This is a genomic window from Rhodococcus sp. 4CII (assembly GCF_014256275.1).
GTDB classification, from domain to species: Bacteria; Actinomycetota; Actinomycetes; order Mycobacteriales; family Mycobacteriaceae; genus Rhodococcus_F; species Rhodococcus_F wratislaviensis_A.
Genome location: NZ_JACCFE010000001.1, coordinates 87364 through 108081 on the forward strand (window position 1 = coordinate 87364; position 20718 = coordinate 108081).

Here is a 20718-nt window from a genome sequence, read left to right on the forward strand (position 1 = left end):
CCTCCCACCGTCTTCGTCGTCCCAGCGTACGACGTCCCGGCTGGGTTCCCGCGCCTCCGTCGCGCGCCCACCTGCGGGGACATCACAGAACACCCCTTATCTACTATCTACGTACGTAGTACGTATATTGATTTCGGAAACTGATGCGAATCGACGCAAAGGAGTGGAAACGATGCTGGACATGATGAGCAACCTGCAGGCGTGGTGGGACTGTCAGATGATGATGATGAGCGGCCAGATGTGCCAGATGTGCGACATGTGCTCGATGATGATGCCCTCGTAATCGATTGAGAGTCCTCCGGGTTCAGAGAACCACGAGATGAGCCGCCCCCTGCCGGTCGGAGTCCGCTGGCTTGTGCCGGTTCTGGCGGTGATCGTTGTGTTGATCGTCGCGCTCTGGCCGCGACAAAACGATGACGACCCCTCCGCCGGGCGGGCCACCGCAATCGCGACGGGCCGCGGAAGCGACCAGGCCGAACTGGGCCGACTCGCCGCCGCAGCAGCGCTACAGCCGTGTCCGACCGCAAAGACAGGGGCCGTGTCGGAGACCGCCGACGCCGGAGCGCTGGGAGGAATCACCGCCCGCTGCCTCGGATCGCCCGCTGAGGTCGATCTCGGTGCCGCCCTGAGCGGCGAGCCGACCTTGATCAATGTGTGGGCCTCCTGGTGTGGGCCCTGCCGGGAGGAGATCCCCGCCCTCGAGGCCTACGCACACACCCCGGACGCGATCCGTGTGGTCGGCATCGATGTCGAAGACAGTTCCACCGCCGCACTCGCGCTGCTCACCGAATTGGGAGCGCACTATCCGTCCTTCGGTGACACCGATGCCGCCGCCATCCGCGCTTCTCTCGCAGCGCCGCCGGTGCTGCCGCTGAGCTTCCTGTTGCGCCCGGATGGCTCGATTGCGCGCATCACCACGCCGGCGACCTTCGACGATCCCGCCCAGATCCACCGAGCCGTCAGCGACTTGATGCCATGACCACACCGAAGCCGCAGCGACGCACGGTCCGCCGAAGAGCGGTCCTCGCCGCCGTCTGCGCAGCTCTACTCACCGCGGCCGGCTGTAGCACCGGCGCGGACGCCGTCGCCCAGGGCGGCACGTTCGACTTCGTCGCTCCGGGAGGGCAGACGGACATCTTCTACGACCCACCCCAGACCCGGGGCACCATCGGTGCCCTGTCCGGCCCGGACCTGATGACCGACCAACCGGTGTCGCTGTCGGACTACACCGGCAAGGTCGTGGTGATCAACCTGTGGGGCCAATGGTGCGCCCCCTGCCGCAGCGAGGCCGACGACCTCGAACGCGCCTACACCGCCACCGCGGACCTCGGGGTGGCGTTCCTCGGCATCAACGTCCGCGACCCGCAGCGCGACAAGGCGCAGGACTTCGTCACCGACAACGCCGTCACCTACCCCTCCCTCTACGACCCACCCATGCGCACCCTGCTCGCCCTCGGTGGCAGCTATCCCACCAGCGTCATCCCCTCCACCCTCGTCCTCGACCGCCACCACCGGGTGGCCGCGGTGTTCCTGCGCGCCCTGCTCACCGAGGACCTGCAACCGGTCATCGAACGCGTCGCGGCCGAGCCGGGAGCACCGACATGACCGTGCTCGCCCAGGAGCTCGGATCGAGCTTCCAGACCGCCGCCGCCACCGGCCCGATGCTGCTGGCGCTCGGCGCCGCCGCGCTGGCCGGGCTGATCTCCTTCGCCTCCCCGTGCTGCATCCCCCTCGTCCCCGGTTACCTGTCGTATCTCGCCGGGCTCACCGGCGCCGAAACCGAAGCAGTTCCCGGCGGCGGGACCGGGGTGCGCACGGCCACCCGATGGCGGGTCACCGGCGCCGCGATCCTGTTCGTCGCCGGGTTCACCGTCGTCTTCGTCCTCGCCACCGCCTCGGTGTTCGGAGCGATCAGCATGCTCCAACTCAACCGGGAACTGCTCCAACAGCTCGGCGGCGTGATCACCATCGTGATGGGACTGGCCTTCCTCGGCCTCATCCCGGCCCTGCAAAGGGACACCCGCCCCCGGCCTCGCCGGGTAGGGCACCTCGCCGGCGCCCCACTGCTCGGGGCCGTGTTCGGGCTGGGCTGGACCCCCTGCCTGGGTCCCACCCTCGCCGGCGTCCTCTCGGTCAGTGCCGGCACCGAGGGCGCCACCGCCGCCCGCGGCGTCACCCTGATCGTCGCCTATTGCCTCGGCCTGGGAGTGCCGTTCATCCTGCTCGCCTTCGGCTCGACCGCCGCCGTCCGCGGTGTCGGCTGGCTGCGGCGGCACTCGCGCACCCTCCAGATCATCGGGGGCCTGACCCTCGTCGTGGTCGGACTCGCCCTGCTCACCGGGGCGTGGGATGTGTTCGTCGCCTGGATCCGCGACGAATTCGTCACCGCCGTCGTCCTCCCCATCTGACTCGGTGGGAGCGATGGGAAACAAGTGAATAGCGGCACAGAAGTGAAGGAAGTGTATTAGCGTTACGGCGTGTCGTCTTGACTTGTCGCGCCGGTCCGTTTGTTTGCCTCACCGCCGAATACGCGGCGTGACTGCTCAGAAGGGACCTGCGATGCGCGGCATCACCACAGCAACGCTGACCGCCTGCACGAGAAGACTGCCCACCCTGGCGCTGGGTGCCTCGACGGCGGCGGCCGTGATGGTCATCGCCGCCCCGCCCGCCTCGGCCGCCCATCCCGGCCACGCGGAGTCGCCGTCCGCGCTGGCCGCGGCGCTGGCCGACGCGGTCACCATGGTCGCCGACGCGTCCCAGCCGGACGTGGTGGTGGTCGATCCCAGCCGCTGGCAGACCGTCGCGAACATCGCGGCCGCCAGCCTGAGGAACGCCGAGGCCAACGGCTCGCTCGCCGACGCCTTCGAGGCTCAGCACCTGCTGGCCGGATGCCTGAGCGGATTGTCCGCGACCGGGTCCGCCGCCGCCGATGTGCTCGGCGTCTGCGCCGACGAGCTCGGCGCCGTCGACGGCGGTATCGCCCCCAGACTGCTCGCCGCACTCGAACTCGGCGACGTCTCCGAATCCTCCGGCCCCGGCATCTTCGACCACACCACCGACCCGGCCGAGGAATCGGCGCCCGCCGAGGCCAGCGCTCCGAGCCCGGACGGGGAGGAGGTCACCGGAACCGGTGAGACCGAGACGGCCGCCGATCCGCAGAGCGAGCACACCGACCACCCCGAGGGCACCGAGGCCCCCTCACCCGAGGCGGACACCGGCGACGGCGCCACCGCACCCGCGGACGGCACCGGCACCCACGACGGCACCGGCACCCCGGACACCGCCGACGACGCGACCGGTGAAGAGATCGGTGAAGAAGAGACCGAGGACGCCGCGACGACGGCTCCGCAGCAGCCCCGCACCTGGAATCGCCCCGGCACCAAGGAGTTCGTGGCACCCAGTGCGGGCACCGTCACCTCCACCATGGGGGATGGACGCGGACACGAGGGCATCGACATCGCGAATACACTCGGCGCGCCGATCGTCGCCGTCGCCGACGGTGAAGTCATCGACGCCGGCCCCGCCCAAGGCTTCGGATTGTGGGTCCGGATCCGGCATGACGACGGCACCATCACCACCTACGGGCACAACAACGAAAACCTGGTCGAGGTGGGGCAGCGGGTCAAGGCCGGACAGCAGATCGCCACCGTCGGCAACCGCGGCCAGTCGACCGGCCCGCACCTGCACTTCGAAATCGAAGACTCGGACGGGGAAATCGTGGACCCGATCAAGTGGCTGGCCAAGCGCGGCGCCTCCATCGTCGGACTCGACTGATCTGCTGCTCTTTCCCCGTTTCGGCAGCCGGAGGGACAATCGGCGGTAGGCGCCTCCTGCAGTCGAACCGCAGCGGTGGAGCGGAAGGGACGGTGGTCGGTGTGATCGACGTCGAGGGCAGCATCGTCATCGAATGCCCCATCGGGGAGGTCTTCGACTTCGTCGCCGACCAGACCAACGCGCCCCGCTGGCAGAACGGACTCGAACAGGTCCGCCGGGTCACCGACGGTCCGCCCGGGGTGGGCACCAAACATGTTGTCGTCCGCAAGTTTCTGGGTCGGAAGCTGGACCTGATCAACGAATACGCCCACTTCGAGCCGAACGCGGAGATCACGTTCACCGGTGCGTCCGGACCGAGCCGCTTCGAGGTGTCGTACCGAACCGAGGAGACCACCGAGGGAACCCGGCTGAGCTGCCACATGCGGATGGAGCAGAAGGGGCTGTTCGCCCTCGCTGACCGGGTGGTCGCCGCGAGCCTGCGGCGGGACTTCGCCGCCAACCTGCGAAACCTCAAGGCACTACTCGAAACCCGCGCCGAGTAACCGCCACCGGCCGCGACCTACGACGACATACTGGGCGCCGCCCGGCTCCGCAGCGCCTTCCGGTGCCCGTATGCGGTGACCCCGCGCGGCTTGTACACCGCCAGCACCAGCGCGGCGAGCACCACGACCAGGGCGGCGGTGGCATGCACCAGATGGGTCGGGTCCGCCAGGACGGCCCGGTCGGCCTGCGACCAGCTCGGCTGCGCCGCGACGGTCGCGGCGTACTCGATCGAGCGGGTGTAGAGCACCAGGACCACGGTGGCGGCCAGGTTCAGCAGCAGCTTCAACAGCACCCAGTAATGGCGCAGCAAGCCCCACGCTGTGCCGAGCGAGCAGATCAACCCGGTGACCAGCGAGGCCAGCGCCAACGGCAGCAGCACCGCGTCGGCGAGCATCGCCATCACCTGATAGCCCCCGCGCACCTGGTCCGGATCGGAGCTGATCAGCGTGGCCGCGGCCACCACCAGGTACGTGACGATGGCGCCGAGCCAGCCCGCCGAGGCCCCGATGTGCACGGTCCGCGCGAGCGTGCGCACCGTCGGCGACATCGTCACAGTGCGATCGGCCCGGTCGGCGCCTCCGGCAGGGTGCGGCCGGCGTCGAAGCCGGTCGCCGGGTGCACCACGGTGGCGGGGGCGGACATGTGCCGGCCCGGACCGTGGTTGCCGCTACCGAACAGCATCACGGCGACGACCAGCACGAGCAGCAGGCCGACGACGATGCCGACCACCTTCACCCAGCGCGGCGTCCGGTGCTCGGGGCTGCCGCCGGCTCCGCGGTGCGGGGGCGGCGGGGTGGGAGTGGGATCGGTCATCGGCGGCAGCTCCCTCATACACAAGACAACTTTTGTGATACACACTGTCACATACCAAGGCATACTGTCGAGAGCGCGGCGTTGCGTATACTTCGAGGGTGCCCAAGCTGTGGAACGAGACCATCGCCTCGCATCGCCAGGCGGTGCGAGAGGCGACCATGGACGCCGCCGCGGCAGTGGTGGCCGAATCCGGGCTCGCGGCGGTGACCATGTCGAAGATCGCCGAGCGCACCGGGATCGGGCGAGCCACCCTGTACAAGTACTTCCCCGACGTCGACGCCATCCTCACCGCCTGGCACGAGCGCCAGATCGCCGGCCACCTGCACCATCTCGCCGAGGTCCGCGACCACACCGCCGGCCCCGGCGCCCGCCTGGCGGCGGTGCTCGAGGCGTACGCGCAGATCCTCGCGCATCACCACACCGGTGCGATCGCGGCGGGGCTGCACCGCGGCGACCACGTGGCCCGCGCACAGCAACATTTGCACGCGTTCGTCCGCGACCTGCTCACCGCCGCGGCGGAGAGGGGCGAGGTCCGCGACGACGCCACCGCCGATGAGCTGACCTGGTACGTGCTGCACGCGGTCACCGCGGCCGAAGGACTCGACTCACCCGCCGCCGTGCACCGGCTCGTCGCGATCATCCTGGCCGGACTGCGGCCGCAGCGCTGACCGCGATCTCCGCACCCCCACCGCCGGTGGGGCGCGCGGGTCTCAGGGCCGGTCGGCGTGCGCGAGAAACAGCGGAATCGCCACGAAACCCCGGTCCGCCTGCCTGCGGCGCGTCTGGTCACCGATCCAGTCCTCGGCTTCCTCGGACGTGATCGCGCCGGCCGCGGCGGCGGCGTGGGCGATGCCGGTGAGCATCGGCAGCAGCGTGTGGTCGGTGAACACACCGGTGTGAACTTCGATCTGGGCGTCGGTGAAGCCGGTGTCGAGGAGGAGGTTGCGGTAGCGGCGGGCCGCCCGCGGCGCGGCGACGGTGTCGGCGCGCGCGTGGACGATGGTGCGCGTGAGCTCGGGATGGTCGGAGTCGATGAAGAACCCGTCCCAGTCCTGCCCGATCAGGACGATGCGCCCGCCCGGGGCCAGCACCCGGTGCCCCTCGGTGAGCGCCGAGCTGGGATCGGCGATGTCGTGAAAGACCTTCTCCGCCCGGTATCCCCGCACCGAGTGGTCGGCGAGCGGAAGCTCGGCTGCATCCGCTTTCTCGAATCGGCTGTCGGGCCACCGCCTGCGGGCGATGGCCAGCATGTGCTCGTCCAGGTCGATCCCGAGACCATCCCATCCCTGCTCGGTCATCTCGGCGACGGCGCGGCCGGCGCCGCAGCCCACGTCGAGGACCGTAGCCCCTGGCGGGGCGGCCAGCAGTTCGATCGATCGTGCCCGCAGCGCCGCGGCACCGGGGTAGTTGTCGATGATGTCGAGGAGCGCGACGAGCGCCTCGGTGTCGGTGTCGGTGGAAGTGTTGGTGGTTGACATGACAGCCAGCGTGCGACTTCATGTTGACATGAAGTCAAGCGAGGATGCCGGCCAGTGGAGTATCGGTGAGGTCGCCGAGCGGTTCGGGCTCGCCACGCACGTACTGCGCCATTGGGAATCGGTGGGGTTGCTGCACCCGGCGAGAGAAGGCGGCTCGCGCCGCCGATACGAGAAGTCGGATGTGTACGCGGTGGCGATGATCTTGCGCGCGAAGGAGGCCGGTTTCGGTCTCGATGACATCCGGGAGATGTTCGACACCGACGACCCGGTCCGGCGCAAAGCCATTCTCGGGCGACACCGCGATGCCCTGGCGGTGCGGATCGCGCAGGCGCAGGCCTCGCTCGCCCTGATCGACTGCGCGCTCGACTGCGATCACGACGACATCGCGTCCTGTCCGCACTTCCACGCCGCGATCGAAGCACGCATCGGAACGCTTGCGCCCTTGTGATGGTGCGAACCTGCAGGGCAGTCGAGGATGGGTGCGGGGCCGCTATTCGGCGGGCGGCGTCGACGCGATCAATTGGGATTCCCAGCCCCGATCAGCATCGCGATGGCCACCGATAGTCCGGTGACCACGAGGTTGTAGTAGATCCTGCGGACGGGCCGGGCGAAGGCCCAGCCATAGGCGAAGTTCATCAGCGAGCCGTCGACGCCAGTCGAACAACGACATGCCCGCACGGAGCAGGACAGGCAGAACGAGAACCGAGTACCAGGGCACCGAGGTGGCTGCGGCCCCGCCGGCGACGACCAGCAGTCCGACCGGCGACGCGCTGACGGAAACTTACTGACTCACGGCCAACCGTGTCACGTTCCCGAACGCTCCGGACGTGGCCGTAAAACGATCCACATCGACGCCAGTACAGCGAGCAAACCCGCTGCGGACCATCCCGTAGGCCGTTCACCAAAGAGTAAGGAGCCCAATATAATTCCGACAACCGGCGCCAGGAATGTCCACGCGCTCAGCGCGTCCAGCCGGCAGTGCCTGGTCTCGGTGAACCAGCCCACGAACGCGGCGGCCGTCCCCACCAATGACAGAAACGCCAATACCGCAACGAACCGGGGGGGTCCAGTCGATTACAGGTGGGCCCTCGACCATTGCCGCCCATACCGCCAACACAACTCCGCCGATCACGAAATGCCAGCCGCTGGCCGAGAGCACGTCCAAACCCGCAAGACGCCGCGACAGCAGCGTGCCGCCCGTGATCGCGGCCGCGGAAAGCAGTGACAACAGCGCTCCGCTGCCACCGCCCCCTGGCACCCCCACCACCAACAGGCCGGAGAACCCGACCGCTAACGCCGCTGCCGTCCGGACGGTCACTGCTTCGCCGTACAACCACCACGCCGGCAACAAGATCAGCAATGGTTGGGCGTTGGCGAGCACCGCTGCGGTGCCGGTCGCCAGTCCTGACACTCCGGCGAACATTGCGGCGAACGCGACCGTCACGTTGACTAGGCCCAACGCCGTGATCAGTAACCAGGCGTGGAATCCACGCGGCCTGGGCCGACTCTGAATCTCGGCGACCAAAACCAGACACACCCCTGCCACCAAGGCGCGCAGGGCGGCGAACCACACCAGTGGCGAGTCCCGAAGCCCCAGCGAATAGCCACGAAACAGGCTCCCCACGTGGCGGTGATCCACAACAGTCGCCACGGCTTCGGCGCACGCCGAAGCGCCGCTACGCCCGCCGAACCGGTGCCAGCGGTCATCGTGGCCACTGCACGTAGATGTGGGCCCGATCATGACGAACCAGCACCGAACCTCGGAACCCCTGAGGGAGACCTGAAATGCAAGACTGTGCCTCCACCGCACGCCTCCTCACGGTCTTGCCTGATTCGAGACGTTCACGAACGTGCATCACCGTCTGTGCATAGACGAGTCCTGTATCTGGCTGGGCGGTGCAGCGATCTCGTCGAATGCCCCTGGATTGAGTTCTGGTCGCACCGGCGCGGTCCCTGCTGGACACCCTCGGTGCGCGGGGATGGGCACTCGAACGGTCATGCGCAGTCAGCGTCGGCCGCAGCCTTCCGCGGGCCCTCACCGTTATGCGTCGGTTCGTTGCCGAGTTTCGGCGGCGAACCCCCGCAAATCGGTGAGGGTTTTGTGAAGATTCGTTGAAGAAGAGGACTGGTCGAGTGCGCTCGCCGCTGGCACGGTATTGAGTTGAGGAATCGGCGGGTCACGACCCGAGGAGAGTGCAGGCAGCACTCGTTGGCCGGGGGGACCCCTCGCCGCCGTCGTACGTCAACCGCAGCGGCAGCCACCCGCATTGTCGGCCAGGGGCAGGGCGCGACCGACCGTCGCCTCGTGTTCCGTCGAGACTACTTCGTACCCTGCCTCCGAGATAGCCTCCGTGACAGCGGAATCGGTCGATGTACCGGCAGCGGTCACGGTACCCGCCTGCAGGTCCACCTCCACCCCGGTCACGCCGGGGACGGAACCGACCGCAGCCTTCACCGTCGACACGCAGTGCCCGCAGGTCATTCCCTGGACTGTGTATGTGGTGGCAGTCATCGATCTTCACCCTTCTCGAACGCTTCGAGCGAGCGTTCGATGTGAAAGTATATACCCGTAGGGAGTATGGGTAAATAGAGGTTCCGTCACATCGGCGGGGACCTGGGGTCGATCCACGTCGACAGGGGCCTCGACTCGAGTCTTTGCGCGTGACTTCTTCATCGAATCTTCACCGAACAACTAGCCAAGCCATATCCGGTGGAGGCAGGCTCGGACCTGATCGGACAGTGGCATCGAGTGAACCGGATCTTCGCACCGTCCATCAGACCTCGAGGAGCCGTGATGACACAGAGGTGGAATGTCAACGTCACCCGGCCGAGAGGATCGCCCGAATCATCATCGGCGTGGCCGGCGGGGTGTTCGTGATCGCGGGCGGAGCCTCGGTCTGGGGCGTGGTGTTGGCGGCGTTGCTGATTCTCGCCGGACTGGATCTGGCCGGGTCGACCGGCCATTGCCCGCTGTACCAGAGGCTGGGCCATGTCCCGGCATCGTTGAAGGGCGGAACACCATGACGGACGAGGATCGACGTGAGCCCTACGTCGGCGACAGCAGCGACCCCGAGGATCAGGGCGCCGGCGGTCATAGTCGTCACCGTTGGATGATGATCGCCTGTTGTATTCCGATGCTGGTTGTCGCCGTCGCGCTGATCGTCACCGGAACGGTGGGAATCGGGGGCGTGGTGTTCGCGCTGGCATGTCTGGGAATGATGGCGGCGATGATGTTTTCGATGGGGGGACATCGTGATTGATGTGGATCACCAGGGTGGGGCGCCCAGTTCCGATGTCTGCCGGCGGCTCGGTGCCGCGACAACGAAAGGTGCCACGGAAAGGTGCCACGAATGAACCGAACCACCGTGCTCGAAGTAGGTGGACTGAACTGGGCGAGCTCGACGGCGTCCGTCGAGGCCACCCTGCGCCGTCGCCCGGGGGTCACCTCCGTCGAAGCGAACGCCGTCAACCAGACCGCCACCGTCACCTACGACCCGGCGAAAACGTCGGTGGTCGAACTGTCGAAGTGGGTGCGTGACTGCGGCTATCACTGCGCCGGACGCGCGGTGCCCGATCACGTATGCGACCCGATGTCCGAGCCGGCCGAGGTGGCCGCACACCTCCACCACGCCCCGCCGCCCGTCGCACCGGCAGCACATGAGGCACATGAGGCACATGGACGGTCGCCGCAGGAGACGATGGGCCACGGCGGTGGTCATACGGGGATGTCGATGGACGACATGGTCCGGGACATGCGCAACCGCTTCCTGGTTGCCGCGGTGCTGTCGATCCCGATCCTGTTGTGGTCCCCGATCGGACGTGACGTCCTCGGATTCACGGTGGCCGCACCGTTCGGTCTGCGCGACGACGTCTTCTCCTTCATCCTGTCGATCCCGGTGATCTTCTACTCGGCCTGGATCTTCTTCGACGGCGCCTACCGGGCATTGAGAGCGCGGACGCTGGACATGATGGTCCTGGTCGCGGTGGCCGTCGGAACGGGATGGCTCTACAGCGCCGCCATCACCTTCACCGGCGGCGGTGAGGTGTTCTACGAGGCCGCCACGGTGCTGACCGCGTTCGTGCTGCTCGGGCACTGGTTCGAGATGCGCGCCCGCGGCGGCGCCAACGACGCGATCCGTACCCTGCTCGAACTGGCCCCGCCGATGGCGCTGGTGCTGCGCGACGGGGAACCGGTCGAGATCCCCACCGCCGAGGTCATGGCCGGAGATCTGCTGCTCATCCGCCCGGGCGCGAAGATCCCGGTCGACGGCACGGTCGAGGACGGAAGCTCGGAGGTCGACGAGTCCATGGTCACCGGCGAGAGTCTGCCGGTGACCAAGACACCCGGATCGGAGGTGATCGGCGCCTCGATCAACACCACCGGCACCCTGCGGGCCCGCGCGACCAAGGTCGGCTCCGACACCGTTCTCGCCCAGATCGTCGCCCTGGTCCAGGAGGCCCAGAACTCCAAGGCACCCGGGCAGAGACTCGCCGACCGGGCCGCGTTCTGGCTGGTCCTGGTCGCCCTGATCGGCGGCACCGGCACATTCTTGGTGTGGCTCCTGGCGGGGGAGAGCGTGCAGATGGCACTGCTGTTCGCGATCACCGTCGTGGTCATCACCTGTCCCGACGCGCTGGGCCTGGCCACCCCGACAGCGATCATGGTCGGCACCGGCCTCGGCGCCCAGCGGGGGGTGCTGTTCAAGAACGCCACCGCACTGGAAACCTCGGCGCGCATCGACACCGTGGTGATGGACAAGACCGGCACCCTGACCAAGGGCGAGCCGGAGGTCACCGACGTGGTCGCCGACGGTATCGGCGAGGACGAGCTCCTCGCCCTCGTCGCCGCGGTCGAACGCGAATCCGAGCACCCGCTGGCCGGCGCGATCGTCCGCTACACCGCCGAACGCGCGATCCCGCAACTGCCGCTGGCCGAGTTCTCGAGCGTGCCCGGGCAGGGTGCCACCGCCGAGGTGCAGGGCCGCCGGGTCGCGGTCGGCAACCGCAAGCTCATGGTCGCCGAGGACGTCGATTTCGGTGTCCTGATGGACCGGCGAGACTCGCTGGCCTCGACCGGGCGTACCGCGGTGCTGGTGGCCGTCGACGGCCGCGGGGCCGGGGTGATCGCGCTGGCCGATGCCGCCCGGGAAACCTCCGCCGACGCGGTGTCCGCCCTCCACGACCTGGGCGTCGAGGTGGTCATGCTCAGCGGCGACAACCAGGCCACCGCCGCGCGCATAGCCGGGCAGCTGGGCATCGACACCGTCATCGCCGAAGTACTCCCCGGCGACAAGGCCGCCAAGATCGCCGAACTGCAGCGTGCCGGCAAGAAGGTCGCCATGGTCGGCGACGGCGTCAACGACGCCCCCGCCCTGGCCCAAGCCGACCTCGGCATCGCCATCGGTGCCGGCACCGACGTCGCGATCGAAACCGCCGACCTGGTGCTGATGCGCTCGGACCCGCTCGACGTTCCCATCGCCCTGCGCATCGGGCGAGGCACGCTGCGCAAGATGCGGCAGAACCTCGGCTGGGCCGTCGGCTACAACGTCATCGCCCTACCGATCGCCGCCGGCGTCTTCGAACCCTCACTGGGCCTGGTGCTGCGCCCGGAGATCGCCGCCCTGTCGATGTCCGGCTCGAGCCTCATCGTCGCGGTCAACGCCCTGATGCTCAAACGACTCAAGCTGCCCGCCCCGCCCGAACCACACCCGGCCGCGCCCCGGCCGGCGCCCGAACCCACACCGACAGGTCAGCGGTGAGCGGTGACCGCTCAAGCAAACTATTCGTCGACGACGAAGAGCGCAATGGACGCCCTACCCGAATCAGCAGCTCCGGCAGGCTCCTTGTCCAATCAGGAACTCGGTGACCTCGACGCGTGAGCACATCAACGTCACTCAGAACCGAGGAAAGGCGCAGCTCGTGAGCAGCAACGACATATTTCAGGTCGTGGTGGGCGTGGACGGGTCGGCCCAGTCGTTGATGGCCCTCGAGTGGGCGGTGACCGAAGCGCGTCTGCGACGCGGACAGGTACGGGTGGTGACCGGGTGGCAGTTTCCGACCGCGGCGACCGGCATGGACGGACTGATCTGGGAGCACCAATCATTCGAGCGCGTCGCACAAGAGACCCAGAGCAATGCATTGAAAGGTGTTCCCACCGAGGACGTCCGTATCAGCGGAGAGGTCCTCCAGGGGCCTCCCGCCTCCGTTCTGCTAGAAGCCGCCCAGGATGCGGACCTGCTTGTCGTCGGCTCCCGCGGCCGGGGAGGGTTCACCGGGCTGCTTCTCGGGTCGGTCTCCACCCAGCTCGTCCACCACGCCACCTGCCCGGTCCTGATCGTCCGACCAGGACAGGAAACGCCTGCAGCCAAGTAGAAGTCCCCCACGGCGCCCACGGCGCAACCGTGAAGGCCAAAGGTTCACGGGGCCCAACAGCGGCTCGATGTGTGTCGGGTGTCCACGCCGACCACGCCGACCACGCCGACCACGCCGACCACGCCGATCCGCACCCGCAGGCTGCCAAATACCCGGGTGCCTGGGCGTGGAAATTGCCTTCGCGTGCGAGTGCGCAGGTTCTTCGTCACCTGATCGAATAGGCCGTTCGGCTCTTTCTCGTCCACATGGGGAGCAGATACGTCACGCCGGCGACGAGGCCGGCTACTCCCTGGCCACCCCACCGGCCCTGATCCACTTCAGCGCGCGCCCTCCCCGGGGGCGTCAGGAAGGTTTCGCGACGGTGAGCACGAGGACGGACTCGACCAGCGCCTCGACCCGGGGAGGATGCGCCGCGGGGATCGTCACCAGATCACCCGCCACCGCATCGTCGTGGCTGTCACCGCAGGTCAACCGGACCCGACCGCACATGATGTACACGGTGGCCTCGCCGTGAATGGGAACATCGGCTAATCGCCGGCCCGCGGTGAGTGCGATGAGAGTCTGGCGCAGCCGGTGCTCGTGACCACCGTAGACCGTTTCCGCGCTCCGTCCGCTCGGAGCGCTGCGGGCGTGCGCGAGCCGGTGCCGGGCGATCGCCGTCACCGAGTACTTCCTCATCGCTGATCCCGGCGCCGCGGAAAGGTGATGGTGAAGGTACTGCCGGTTCCGGGGCCGTCACTGCGGGCGGTGATGTGACCGCGCTGCGCTTCGACGAGGGCCTTGGCGATCGCCAGTCCGATCCCGGCTCCGCCGTGTTCGCGGTCGCGTGCCGCATCGACACGGTAGAACCGCTCGAACAGATGCGGGAGGTGTTCGGCGGCGATTCCGTCGCCGGTGTCGGTCACCTCGATCACCAGCAGCTCGGGTCGCTGTTCCGCGGTCACCTCCACCCGACCGCCGCCGGGGGTGTGACGCAAGGCGTTGTCGAGCAGGTTGCCCAGCACCTGCCCGAGCCGCTCCGGGTCGGCCCACAGGCGGGGAAGGTGCGCAGGAACTCGAGAGGTCAGTGCCACCTGCTTCGCTGCGTAGCGGTCCGCCGCGGCGGTCAGGGTGGTGGAGATCAGCGCGGCGGGGTCCACCGAGGTGGGCTCGATCGAGGTCCGGCTCTCTTCCGCATGGGAGAGTGCGCTGACGTCGTCCGAGAAACGGACCAGCCTGCGGGTCTGATCGCGCAGCATCGTGATCGTGTCGGCATCCAATGTCTCGACCTCGTCCTCGAGGGCCTCCATGTACGCCTCGAGCACCGACACCGGGGTGCGGATCTCGTGGGCGAAGTCACCGAGCAGTTGGCGGCGGGTGGTCTCGACCGATTCGAGCCCCGCGGCCATCCGGTTGAACGCCTCGGCGAGTGCGTCGAAATCGTCCCCCAGGTGCGGGGGAGTGACCCGGATGTCGTAGCGCCCGTCGGCCACCGCGGTCGCCGCGGAGGACACCTCGGTCACGGACCGCTGCAGGCGCCGACTGAAATACCAGGTCACCACCAACGCGGCCAGGGAGGCCACCCCGAGTGCGACCGCCAGGGAAATGGCTGTGGCGGAGCGGTACGCCTGCTCGGCGTGGAATTGCTCGTCGGACGAGGCCGGCACCCCGGCACGGTGCAGATGCTCGCGGAAGAGCGGGGGGCCCGCGAACACCGCGACCACCCAGCAGGTGGCGGCGCCCGCAACCAGCACCAGCGATTGCGCCAGCAGCAGCCGCGCGCCGAGGCCGGGGCCGCGGCTGCGCACCGGAACTGGGGCGAGGGTGCGGGGTCGGTCCCGATGCGAGGTCATTGCCCGGTCCCCATCCGGTACCCGATGCCGCGGACGGTGGTGACGTACCGGGGCGCGGCGGGGTCGTCGCCGAGCTTGCGGCGCAAATGACCGACATGTACGTCGACGAGGTGCTCGTTCCCGACCCAGGACTCTTCCCACACGGCCTCGATCAACTGGCGTCGGCTAAATGCCATACCCGGCCGGGACGACAGCGCCGCCAGCACATCGAACTCGGTGCGGGTCAACATCACCGGGTCTCCGTCGAGATGAACCTCCCGGCCCGCGACGTCGATTCTCAGTGCCCCGAAGACCCGCGGCGGAGCCTCATCCCCGCCCGGCCCGGGTGGCGGTGTCTCGTACGCCGGTGCCTTCCGGGGTCGGCGCAACATGGCGCGGATGCGGGCCACCAGCTCCCGGGGGCTGAACGGTTTGGTGACGTAGTCGTCGGCGCCAACGGACAATCCGATGATGGTGTCCACTTCCGCACTGCGGGCGGTCAGCATCACCACATAGGGATCGGAGAACGTCCGCAGTGCCCGGCACACCTCGATTCCGTCCATGCCCGGCAGCCCGAGGTCGAGGACCACGATATCCGGGTCGATCTCCCGGGCCAGAGCCAGCGCATCGACCCCGTTGTAGGCGACGGCGACCTCGAAGTGCTCCCGTTCGAGGTAACTGGCGACGACCGCCGCCAGCGGGCGCTCGTCGTCGACCACCAAGGCCCGATATCCCGCGGCGCTCTCGGGCGACAGGGGCGACGTGTTGTCCATGATCTCCATCGTCGCCGGTGTCCTTCCCGATCGGTGCAGGTCACCCTGAACTGGTCATATCTTCAGCGAAACTACACAGAACCCTCATCGATTCACCGCATCCGGAATCCACGATGAAGAGCAACGAAAGGTGAACGACGATGATGTGGTGGAACAACGGAATGGGCTACGGGATGGGCTGGGGCGGCTGGGTGCTGCTGGTCCTGCTGATGGTCGCGTTCTGGGGGTTCGTCATCGTCGGGGTAATGGCACTTTTCCGCACCATCGGCACGGACCGCCATCCTCCCTACGACACCGACGCCCCCAACAGGCAGAGCGCCGACAAGATCCTCGACGAACGCTTCGCCCGAGGGGAGATCGACGCCCAGGAGTACCGCATCCGTAGAGACCAACTACGCACCGGACATGGCCGATAACCAGGTAGTACCGCACGTCGGCGTCGTTCGCTCACGGTGTGCTTGGATCCGTGGCGCATCTGGCGTGTGTATCGGGCGCGCAGTGCGAGAGAGAATCCCGCGACCCACGCGCCTGATAACGGATTCGGCCTCAATCGGCGCGCCTTCCTCGATCTTGCGCGCGAAGGAGGCCGGTTTCGGTCTCGACGACATCGCGTCCTGTCCGCACCTTTCATGCGGCGATCGAAGCCCGGATCGGCGCGCTCGCCCCGTTGTGACGGCGTGAGCGGGCCAGGTCTACCAACCACCGTGATGGCCGGGCCAATGGGGATCAGGGCCGCGCCGCTTGGACGTAGTGCAGCAGCGGTCGGCGGTCGCCGCTTCCGGTGATCTCGAATCCGGCGCCGCTGATCAGGCCGGCGAGTTCGTGGATCGGGTTGTGTTGCATGGCGTGCCCGCTGAGCATTCCGACGAGGCGGTTCGCGATGCGGTTGCGCGGTGGCCGGAAGTCGGCGATGAACAGCCGACCACCCGGCCGGAGCACACGGAACGCCTCCCGCAGCGCGGTGGCCCTCAGTTCGGGTGGAATATGGTGCACGGCCAGGCTGGAGATCACCAGATCCACCGACGCGTCGTGCAGCGGCAGAGCTTCGGCGCCCGCGAGCCGGAATGTGCAGTGCGGTGGTGCGACTCGTCTGGCGTAGTCGATGACCGGCGGCGACGGGTCGATCCCCACCACGCGCCCGCCTGGCACCACGGCGCGGGCCGCCCGGCGGGAGAAGTAGCCGGTGCCACACCCGATGTCGAGTACCTCGTCGCCGGGGCGCGCCCCGGCGAGTGCCACCAGCCCGTCGAAGACCTGGCGGCGGAAACCGCCGAATCCCACCGCGGAGAAGTACTCGTACAGTCGCGCCCGCCGAATCAGTCCTCCGCTCCCGTCGTCGGCATGACCATGGCGGCCGCCCAGAAGTTTCCGACCGAGGCCCATGAGAAAGTCCTCCCTTGCTGATTCGTCAGCGCCCTGCAGGGTGTGACCGGTCGAGGTACGGATATCAGTGGTCGACGAGCCGCGCGGGGGCGAGGTCGAGTCGCCGCAGAAGCTGCGCATTGAGCGCCACGACGATGGTGGAGATCGACATCAACACCGCCGCGACCGCCGGGGAGATGGACACCCCGGCGAAGGCCAGGACGCCCGCTGCCAACGGGACCGCGATGATGTTGTAGCCGGTGGCCCACACCAGGTTCTGCCACATCTTCCGGTAGCTGGTGGCCACACCAGGTTCTGCCACATCTTCCGGTAGCTGGCATGGGAGAGTTCGATGATCGAGAGCACTGCGCGGGGGTCGTTTCCGGCGAGCACCACGCCGGCCGATTCGATGGCCACGTCGGTGCCCGCGCCGATCGCAATGCCGACATCGGCGCGCGCCAGCGCGGGGGCGTCGTTGACGCCGTCGCCGACCATGGCCACCTTGTGGCCGCGGGCCTGCAGCTCGGCGACCTTGGCGTCCTTGTTCTCGGGCAGCACGTCGGCGAACACCTCGTCGATACCCAGGTCGGCGGCGACCGCGTCGGCGACCTGGCGGGCGTCGCCGGTGATCATGGCGACCTTGATTCCGCGCTTGTGCAGGGCGTCGACGGCCTGGCGGGATTCCTCCCGCACGGTGTCCTCGAGCGCGAGGGCGCCGACTACCGCACCGTCGCGGACCACGTGCAGCACCGAGGCGCCGCGCGCCACCCACACCCCGGTCGCCGCGCGTACCTCCTCCGGCACGCTGACCCCGAGGTCGGCGAGCATCGCCGGCCCACCCACACTGACCTCGGCGCCGTCGATGGTGGCGCGCACCCCTCGCCCGGGCACGGACCGGAAGTCGGTGGCGGACGGGCGGCTCCCGGCAGGGACCTTGGTGCCGGCGGCGGCGACGATGGCCCTCGCGACGGGGTGTTCGCTGTCGGATTCGACGGCCGCGGCCAGGGCGAGGAGATCCTCCTCGGTGATGGTGCCCGCCGCGGCGAGCCCGGTGACGGCAGGCTTGCCCTCGGTGAGGGTGCCGGTCTTGTCGAACAGGACCACCTCGACGGTCCGCATCCGCTCGAGCGAGAGCCGGTCCTTGACCAGCACCCCCGCCTTGGCGGCGCGTTCGGTGGAGATGGCGATCACCAACGGGATGGCCAGGCCGAGGGCGTGCGGGCAGGCGATGACCAGGACGGTGACGGTCCGCACCACGGCCTCGTCGAGGTTGCCCATCAGCGTCCAGACGACGAACGTGATGATGCCCGCGATGGTGGCGAAGTAGAACAGGAAGGCCGCGGCCCGGTCGGCGAGAGCCTGGGCCCGGGAGGAGGATTCCTGCGCGTCGGCCACCATCCGCTGGATCCCGGCCAGGGCGGTGTCCTCACCGACGGCCGTGATCGTCACGCGCAGGGCGCTGTCGGTGGCCACGGTGCCGGCGACCACGGTGTCACCCACCGACCGCGTCACGGGTTTGGATTCGCCGGTGATCATCGATTCGTCGACCTCGGCGACGCCGTCGATCACGGTGCCGTCCGCGGGCACCCGGGCCCCGGCCCGCACCAGGACCACATCGCCGGTCGTCAGTGCGGAGATCGGAACCTCGGTGACCGCGTCGTCGGTAACCTTTTCTGCGGTGTCCGGCAGCAGTTCCGCGAGGGCCTCGAGCGCCCCGGACGCCGATCCGAGGGCCCGCATCTCCAGCCAGTGCCCGAGCAGCATGATCACGATGAGAAGGGCAAGCTCCCACCAGAAGTCGAGGTCGAACCCGCCGATCTCCAGGGTGGTGATCCAGGATGCGATGAAGGCCACCGAGATGGCCATGCCGATCAGCAGCATCATCCCGGGCTGGCGGGCCTGCAGTTCGCTCCAGGCTCCGGTGAGGAAGGGCATGCCGCCGTAGAAGAAGATCACCGTGCCCAGGATCGGGGCGATCCACATCACGCCGGGGAACTCGGGCATCGTGTAGCCGAGGAGGTCGGCGAACATGTGGCTGAAGATCACCACCGGCACCGACAGTGCCAGGCTCAGCCAGAACTTGCGGCGGAACACCTCGCCGTGGGCGCCGTGACCTTTGTGCTTGTCCCGGCCGCCGCCGTGATCGTGTCCGCCGTGATCGTGTCCGCCGTGATCGTGACCGGCACCGTGTTTCTCGGCCGCCGGCTCTGCATGGTGGCGGTGATCACCGGCGCGGACGCCGGCCTCGGAATGCCCGCTCGGATGTGCCATCTGAATCCTTCGTGGTCTGGGGGTCAGTTCGCCGGGGTGGCGAGTTGGTACCCGGCTTCTTCGACGGCGCTCCGCACCTGATCGAGCGGCAACGGTGTTTCGGCGGTGACGTCGACGCGGGAATCGCCACCGGCAGCCAAGTCGACGTCGACCGCGATAACCCCGTCGAGTTTCTCGATCTCCTCACGCACCGCTCTCACACAGTGCGCGCAGGTCATTCCGGTAACCGAGTAGGTGGTGGTGGCCATGACAATCCTTCCTTCCCCACGATCCTCGAGCAGAATTGAGTGCCCGTCGCCGTGTCAGAGGGTCGACAGGATCTGCTCCATGGTGGTGATTTCCTGCTGTTGGGTGGTGATGATGTTCTGGGCCAGCTGGACCGCAGCAGGGTTCTGGCCGTCGTCGACCTCGGTCTGGGCCATGGTGATCGCACCCTGGTGGTGCTCGATCATCTGTGTGAGAAAGAGTTTGGCCGCATCGACACCCTGGGCGGCTTCGAGGGCAGCCATGTCGTCGGTCGACATCATCCCCTCCATGTCGCCGCCTTCCATGCCGGGCATGTCCATCCCGCTGGTGGCCGGCGGAACCACCGGCGGCGCCTCGGGCATCACCATGCCGGTGCTCATCGGCATGCTCTCGGTCATGGTCATCCCGGACGGGGCGGGCTGACCCCATTCGGTGAGCCAGGAATTCATCTGCTCGATCTCCGGGCCCTGGGCGGCCTTGATCTGCTGCGCGAGATCGACCACCCGCGGATCGATGCCTTGTTTGGCCAGCAGCATGTCGCTCATCTCGATGGCCTGGCTGTGATGCGGAACCATGCCCTGGGCGAAGGCGACATCGGCGTCGTTGTGCTCACCGGCACCGTCCTGGGCGGCGCCCGCCGAGGTGGTGGCCATGGGGGTGCTGGTGGCGCTCTGGTCGGTGCCGGAATCACCGCACGCGGTCAAAGCCAGCACCAGGGCCGCCGATGCGGCGCCGACGGCGAGGGACTTGTTCATCGACAACTACCTTCTCTCTACTTCGGGGACGCGATGGCAGGGGAGGTCAATCGAGTGCGGAATACAGCTCCCGGCAGGCGCTCTCGCACCGCCGGCACGCTTCGGCGCACACCTTGCAGTGTTCGTGCATCGATGCATGCTCGGCGCAGTGGTCTCCGCACGACTTGCATGCTGTGACACACGTTTCGAGGACAGCGGCGGCGACATGTGCGTCGTAGCCGGTGTGGCGGGAGAGCACCCTGCCGGTGGTCTCGCAGATGTCGGCGCAGTCGAGGTCGGTGCGAATGCAGCTGGTCAGCTCCGCTACGGACGGCTCGGCCAGGCAGGCATCCGCGCAGGCGGTGCACGTCTGCGCGCACTCGATGCACGCCTCGATACAGGCCAGGAGTTTCGTCTTGTCGATCTGTCCCAGCTCCTTCGGATATGCCTCGAGCATCGCTTTGGCTGTGCTCACGACTTCTCCCTTTCGATGAAGGGGCGCGTCGGCGGCGGAAGCCGCCTGAATCACGTCGGCCCCGCC

The 20718-nt window shown here is 68.1% G+C and carries 24 protein-coding genes and 3 pseudogenes; 12 read left to right on the forward strand and 15 right to left on the reverse strand.

Annotated features, from left to right (window positions below; all coding sequences use genetic code 11):
* The first annotated feature begins 319 nt into the window (after nucleotides 1-319).
* The 5 genes from H0B43_RS00465 to H0B43_RS00485 all read left to right on the forward strand — a co-directional run bounded on the left by H0B43_RS00465 (nucleotide 320) and on the right by H0B43_RS00485 (nucleotide 4316).
* A complete protein-coding gene (locus tag H0B43_RS00465) occupies nucleotides 320-979 on the forward strand; it encodes a TlpA disulfide reductase family protein (protein WP_252190425.1) in 660 nt (219 codons plus the stop codon).
* On the forward strand, nucleotides 976-1605 hold the full coding sequence (locus H0B43_RS00470) for a TlpA disulfide reductase family protein (RefSeq protein WP_185730681.1): 630 nt from the start codon (nucleotides 976-978) through the stop codon (nucleotides 1603-1605). Before H0B43_RS00465 ends, H0B43_RS00470 begins: the two co-directional genes overlap by 4 nt.
* Nucleotides 1602-2408: a cytochrome c biogenesis CcdA family protein gene (locus H0B43_RS00475; RefSeq protein ID WP_185730682.1), complete on the forward strand. Its 807-nt coding sequence runs from the start codon at nucleotides 1602-1604 to the stop codon at nucleotides 2406-2408. Before H0B43_RS00470 ends, H0B43_RS00475 begins: the two co-directional genes overlap by 4 nt.
* A 151-nt stretch (nucleotides 2409-2559) precedes the next feature.
* Nucleotides 2560-3774, forward strand: coding sequence for a M23 family metallopeptidase (locus H0B43_RS00480; protein WP_185950053.1), 1215 nt, complete (start codon nucleotides 2560-2562; stop codon nucleotides 3772-3774).
* Nucleotides 3775-3875: 101 nt separating this feature from the next.
* On the forward strand, nucleotides 3876-4316 hold the full coding sequence (locus tag H0B43_RS00485; protein WP_185730683.1) for an SRPBCC family protein: 441 nt from the start codon (nucleotides 3876-3878) through the stop codon (nucleotides 4314-4316).
* A 17-nt stretch (nucleotides 4317-4333) separates the two neighbouring features.
* On the opposite strand, the gene H0B43_RS00490 is transcribed toward H0B43_RS00485, so the two are convergent.
* Both H0B43_RS00490 and H0B43_RS00495 read right to left on the reverse strand, forming a co-directional pair.
* Nucleotides 4334-4864, reverse strand: coding sequence for a DUF2269 domain-containing protein (locus tag H0B43_RS00490; RefSeq protein ID WP_213015006.1), 531 nt, complete (start codon nucleotides 4862-4864; stop codon nucleotides 4334-4336).
* A 2-nt stretch (nucleotides 4865-4866) separates the two neighbouring features.
* Nucleotides 4867-5130: a hypothetical protein gene (locus H0B43_RS00495; RefSeq protein WP_213014992.1), complete on the reverse strand. Its 264-nt coding sequence runs from the start codon at nucleotides 5128-5130 to the stop codon at nucleotides 4867-4869.
* Nucleotides 5131-5228: 98 nt separating this feature from the next.
* Here H0B43_RS00495 and H0B43_RS00500 point away from each other — a divergent pair, with 98 nt between their 5' ends.
* Nucleotides 5229-5798: a TetR/AcrR family transcriptional regulator gene (locus tag H0B43_RS00500; protein ID WP_185730685.1), complete on the forward strand. Its 570-nt coding sequence runs from the start codon at nucleotides 5229-5231 to the stop codon at nucleotides 5796-5798.
* A 42-nt stretch (nucleotides 5799-5840) separates the two neighbouring features.
* Here H0B43_RS00500 and H0B43_RS00505 read toward each other — a convergent pair whose 3' ends face one another.
* Nucleotides 5841-6608: a methyltransferase domain-containing protein gene (locus tag H0B43_RS00505; RefSeq protein WP_185730686.1), complete on the reverse strand. Its 768-nt coding sequence runs from the start codon at nucleotides 6606-6608 to the stop codon at nucleotides 5841-5843.
* Between H0B43_RS00505 and H0B43_RS00510 the strand changes: the two genes are divergently transcribed.
* Nucleotides 6574-7056, forward strand: coding sequence for a MerR family transcriptional regulator (locus H0B43_RS00510; RefSeq protein WP_312034169.1), 483 nt, complete (start codon nucleotides 6574-6576; stop codon nucleotides 7054-7056). The genes H0B43_RS00505 and H0B43_RS00510 overlap by 35 nt on opposite strands.
* An 83-nt stretch (nucleotides 7057-7139) precedes the next feature.
* On the opposite strand, the pseudogene H0B43_RS00515 reads toward H0B43_RS00510, so the two are convergent.
* The 4 genes and pseudogenes from H0B43_RS00515 to H0B43_RS00525 all read right to left on the reverse strand — a co-directional run.
* Nucleotides 7140-7368 (reverse strand): annotated as a pseudogene (locus H0B43_RS00515) (HoxN/HupN/NixA family nickel/cobalt transporter); the annotation flags it as partial.
* A 44-nt stretch (nucleotides 7369-7412) separates the two neighbouring features.
* Nucleotides 7413-7634, reverse strand: coding sequence for an EamA family transporter (locus H0B43_RS41155; protein ID WP_312034170.1), 222 nt, complete (start codon nucleotides 7632-7634; stop codon nucleotides 7413-7415).
* Between the two features lie 295 nt (nucleotides 7635-7929).
* Nucleotides 7930-8349, reverse strand: a pseudogene (locus H0B43_RS41160) (EamA family transporter); the annotation flags it as partial.
* A 501-nt stretch (nucleotides 8350-8850) separates the two neighbouring features.
* A complete protein-coding gene (locus H0B43_RS00525) occupies nucleotides 8851-9120 on the reverse strand; it encodes a heavy-metal-associated domain-containing protein (protein ID WP_185730687.1) in 270 nt (89 codons plus the stop codon).
* A gap of 293 nt (nucleotides 9121-9413) precedes the next feature.
* Here H0B43_RS00525 and H0B43_RS42750 point away from each other — a divergent pair, with 293 nt between their 5' ends.
* From H0B43_RS42750 to H0B43_RS00545, 4 genes are all read left to right on the forward strand, one after another.
* Nucleotides 9414-9632 carry a DUF2892 domain-containing protein gene (locus H0B43_RS42750; protein WP_312034172.1) on the forward strand — a complete coding sequence of 73 codons (219 nt, stop codon included), beginning with the start codon at nucleotides 9414-9416 and terminating at the stop codon, nucleotides 9630-9632.
* On the forward strand, nucleotides 9629-9868 hold the full coding sequence (locus H0B43_RS00535) for a hypothetical protein (protein ID WP_185730688.1): 240 nt from the start codon (nucleotides 9629-9631) through the stop codon (nucleotides 9866-9868). The genes H0B43_RS42750 and H0B43_RS00535 overlap by 4 nt, the downstream gene beginning before the upstream one ends.
* 90 nt (nucleotides 9869-9958) lie before the next feature.
* Nucleotides 9959-12367: a cation-translocating P-type ATPase gene (locus tag H0B43_RS00540; RefSeq protein ID WP_185730689.1), complete on the forward strand. Its 2409-nt coding sequence runs from the start codon at nucleotides 9959-9961 to the stop codon at nucleotides 12365-12367.
* A 160-nt stretch (nucleotides 12368-12527) separates the two neighbouring features.
* Nucleotides 12528-12980 (forward strand): universal stress protein, encoded by a 453-nt coding sequence (locus tag H0B43_RS00545; RefSeq protein WP_185730690.1) that lies wholly within the window; start codon nucleotides 12528-12530, stop codon nucleotides 12978-12980.
* 342 nt (nucleotides 12981-13322) lie between these two features.
* Here the strand turns inward: H0B43_RS00545 and H0B43_RS00550 are convergent, their stop codons facing one another.
* The 3 genes from H0B43_RS00550 to H0B43_RS00560 are packed head-to-tail and all read right to left on the reverse strand — an operon-like array spanning nucleotide 13323 to nucleotide 15573.
* Complete coding sequence (locus H0B43_RS00550; protein WP_185730691.1) at nucleotides 13323-13658, reverse strand: LuxR family transcriptional regulator; 336 nt, start codon at nucleotides 13656-13658, stop codon at nucleotides 13323-13325.
* Complete coding sequence (locus H0B43_RS00555) at nucleotides 13655-14812, reverse strand: cell wall metabolism sensor histidine kinase WalK (protein WP_185730692.1); 1158 nt, start codon at nucleotides 14810-14812, stop codon at nucleotides 13655-13657. The genes H0B43_RS00550 and H0B43_RS00555 overlap by 4 nt, the downstream gene beginning before the upstream one ends.
* Nucleotides 14809-15573 (reverse strand): response regulator transcription factor, encoded by a 765-nt coding sequence (locus tag H0B43_RS00560; RefSeq protein WP_185730693.1) that lies wholly within the window; start codon nucleotides 15571-15573, stop codon nucleotides 14809-14811. The genes H0B43_RS00555 and H0B43_RS00560 overlap by 4 nt, the downstream gene beginning before the upstream one ends.
* Before the next feature lie 131 nt (nucleotides 15574-15704).
* Between H0B43_RS00560 and H0B43_RS00565 the strand changes: the two genes are divergently transcribed.
* A complete protein-coding gene (locus H0B43_RS00565; RefSeq protein ID WP_185730694.1) occupies nucleotides 15705-15980 on the forward strand; it encodes an SHOCT domain-containing protein in 276 nt (91 codons plus the stop codon).
* A 310-nt stretch (nucleotides 15981-16290) separates the two neighbouring features.
* Here H0B43_RS00565 and H0B43_RS00570 read toward each other — a convergent pair whose 3' ends face one another.
* From H0B43_RS00570 to H0B43_RS00590, 5 genes and pseudogenes are all read right to left on the reverse strand, one after another.
* Entirely contained in the window at nucleotides 16291-16947 is a 657-nt protein-coding gene (locus H0B43_RS00570; protein WP_185730695.1) for a class I SAM-dependent methyltransferase, read from the reverse strand.
* Nucleotides 16948-17011: 64 nt separating this feature from the next.
* Nucleotides 17012-19197 (reverse strand): annotated as a pseudogene (locus H0B43_RS00575) (copper-translocating P-type ATPase).
* A gap of 23 nt (nucleotides 19198-19220) precedes the next feature.
* Nucleotides 19221-19445 carry a heavy-metal-associated domain-containing protein gene (locus H0B43_RS00580; RefSeq protein ID WP_185730697.1) on the reverse strand — a complete coding sequence of 75 codons (225 nt, stop codon included), beginning with the start codon at nucleotides 19443-19445 and terminating at the stop codon, nucleotides 19221-19223.
* A gap of 54 nt (nucleotides 19446-19499) precedes the next feature.
* The gene (locus H0B43_RS00585) at nucleotides 19500-20198 is read right to left on the reverse strand and encodes a DUF305 domain-containing protein (RefSeq protein ID WP_185730698.1); all 699 of its coding nucleotides are present in this window, start codon (nucleotides 20196-20198) and stop codon (nucleotides 19500-19502) included.
* 46 nt (nucleotides 20199-20244) lie between these two features.
* On the reverse strand, nucleotides 20245-20652 hold the full coding sequence (locus tag H0B43_RS00590; RefSeq protein WP_185730699.1) for a four-helix bundle copper-binding protein: 408 nt from the start codon (nucleotides 20650-20652) through the stop codon (nucleotides 20245-20247).
* Between the last annotated feature and the right edge of the window lie 66 nt (nucleotides 20653-20718).

Coding starts and splice junctions, on each gene's coding strand:
- H0B43_RS00490 (WP_213015006.1), bottom strand. CDS start 4,864: ATGTCGCCGACGGTGCGCACGCTCGCGCGGACCGTGCACATCGGGGCC.
- H0B43_RS00465 (WP_252190425.1), top strand. CDS start 320: ATGAGCCGCCCCCTGCCGGTCGGAGTCCGCTGGCTTGTGCCGGTTCTG.
- H0B43_RS00480 (WP_185950053.1), top strand. CDS start 2,560: ATGCGCGGCATCACCACAGCAACGCTGACCGCCTGCACGAGAAGACTG.
- H0B43_RS00525 (WP_185730687.1), bottom strand. CDS start 9,120: ATGACTGCCACCACATACACAGTCCAGGGAATGACCTGCGGGCACTGC.
- H0B43_RS00560 (WP_185730693.1), bottom strand. CDS start 15,573: ATGGAGATCATGGACAACACGTCGCCCCTGTCGCCCGAGAGCGCCGCG.
- H0B43_RS00540 (WP_185730689.1), top strand. CDS start 9,959: ATGAACCGAACCACCGTGCTCGAAGTAGGTGGACTGAACTGGGCGAGC.
- H0B43_RS00475 (WP_185730682.1), top strand. CDS start 1,602: ATGACCGTGCTCGCCCAGGAGCTCGGATCGAGCTTCCAGACCGCCGCC.
- H0B43_RS00470 (WP_185730681.1), top strand. CDS start 976: ATGACCACACCGAAGCCGCAGCGACGCACGGTCCGCCGAAGAGCGGTC.
- H0B43_RS00535 (WP_185730688.1), top strand. CDS start 9,629: ATGACGGACGAGGATCGACGTGAGCCCTACGTCGGCGACAGCAGCGAC.
- H0B43_RS00585 (WP_185730698.1), bottom strand. CDS start 20,198: ATGAACAAGTCCCTCGCCGTCGGCGCCGCATCGGCGGCCCTGGTGCTG.
- H0B43_RS00565 (WP_185730694.1), top strand. CDS start 15,705: ATGATGTGGTGGAACAACGGAATGGGCTACGGGATGGGCTGGGGCGGC.
- H0B43_RS00550 (WP_185730691.1), bottom strand. CDS start 13,658: ATGAGGAAGTACTCGGTGACGGCGATCGCCCGGCACCGGCTCGCGCAC.
- H0B43_RS00570 (WP_185730695.1), bottom strand. CDS start 16,947: ATGGGCCTCGGTCGGAAACTTCTGGGCGGCCGCCATGGTCATGCCGAC.
- H0B43_RS00580 (WP_185730697.1), bottom strand. CDS start 19,445: ATGGCCACCACCACCTACTCGGTTACCGGAATGACCTGCGCGCACTGT.
- H0B43_RS00495 (WP_213014992.1), bottom strand. CDS start 5,130: ATGACCGATCCCACTCCCACCCCGCCGCCCCCGCACCGCGGAGCCGGC.
- H0B43_RS00555 (WP_185730692.1), bottom strand. CDS start 14,812: ATGACCTCGCATCGGGACCGACCCCGCACCCTCGCCCCAGTTCCGGTG.
- H0B43_RS00505 (WP_185730686.1), bottom strand. CDS start 6,608: ATGTCAACCACCAACACTTCCACCGACACCGACACCGAGGCGCTCGTC.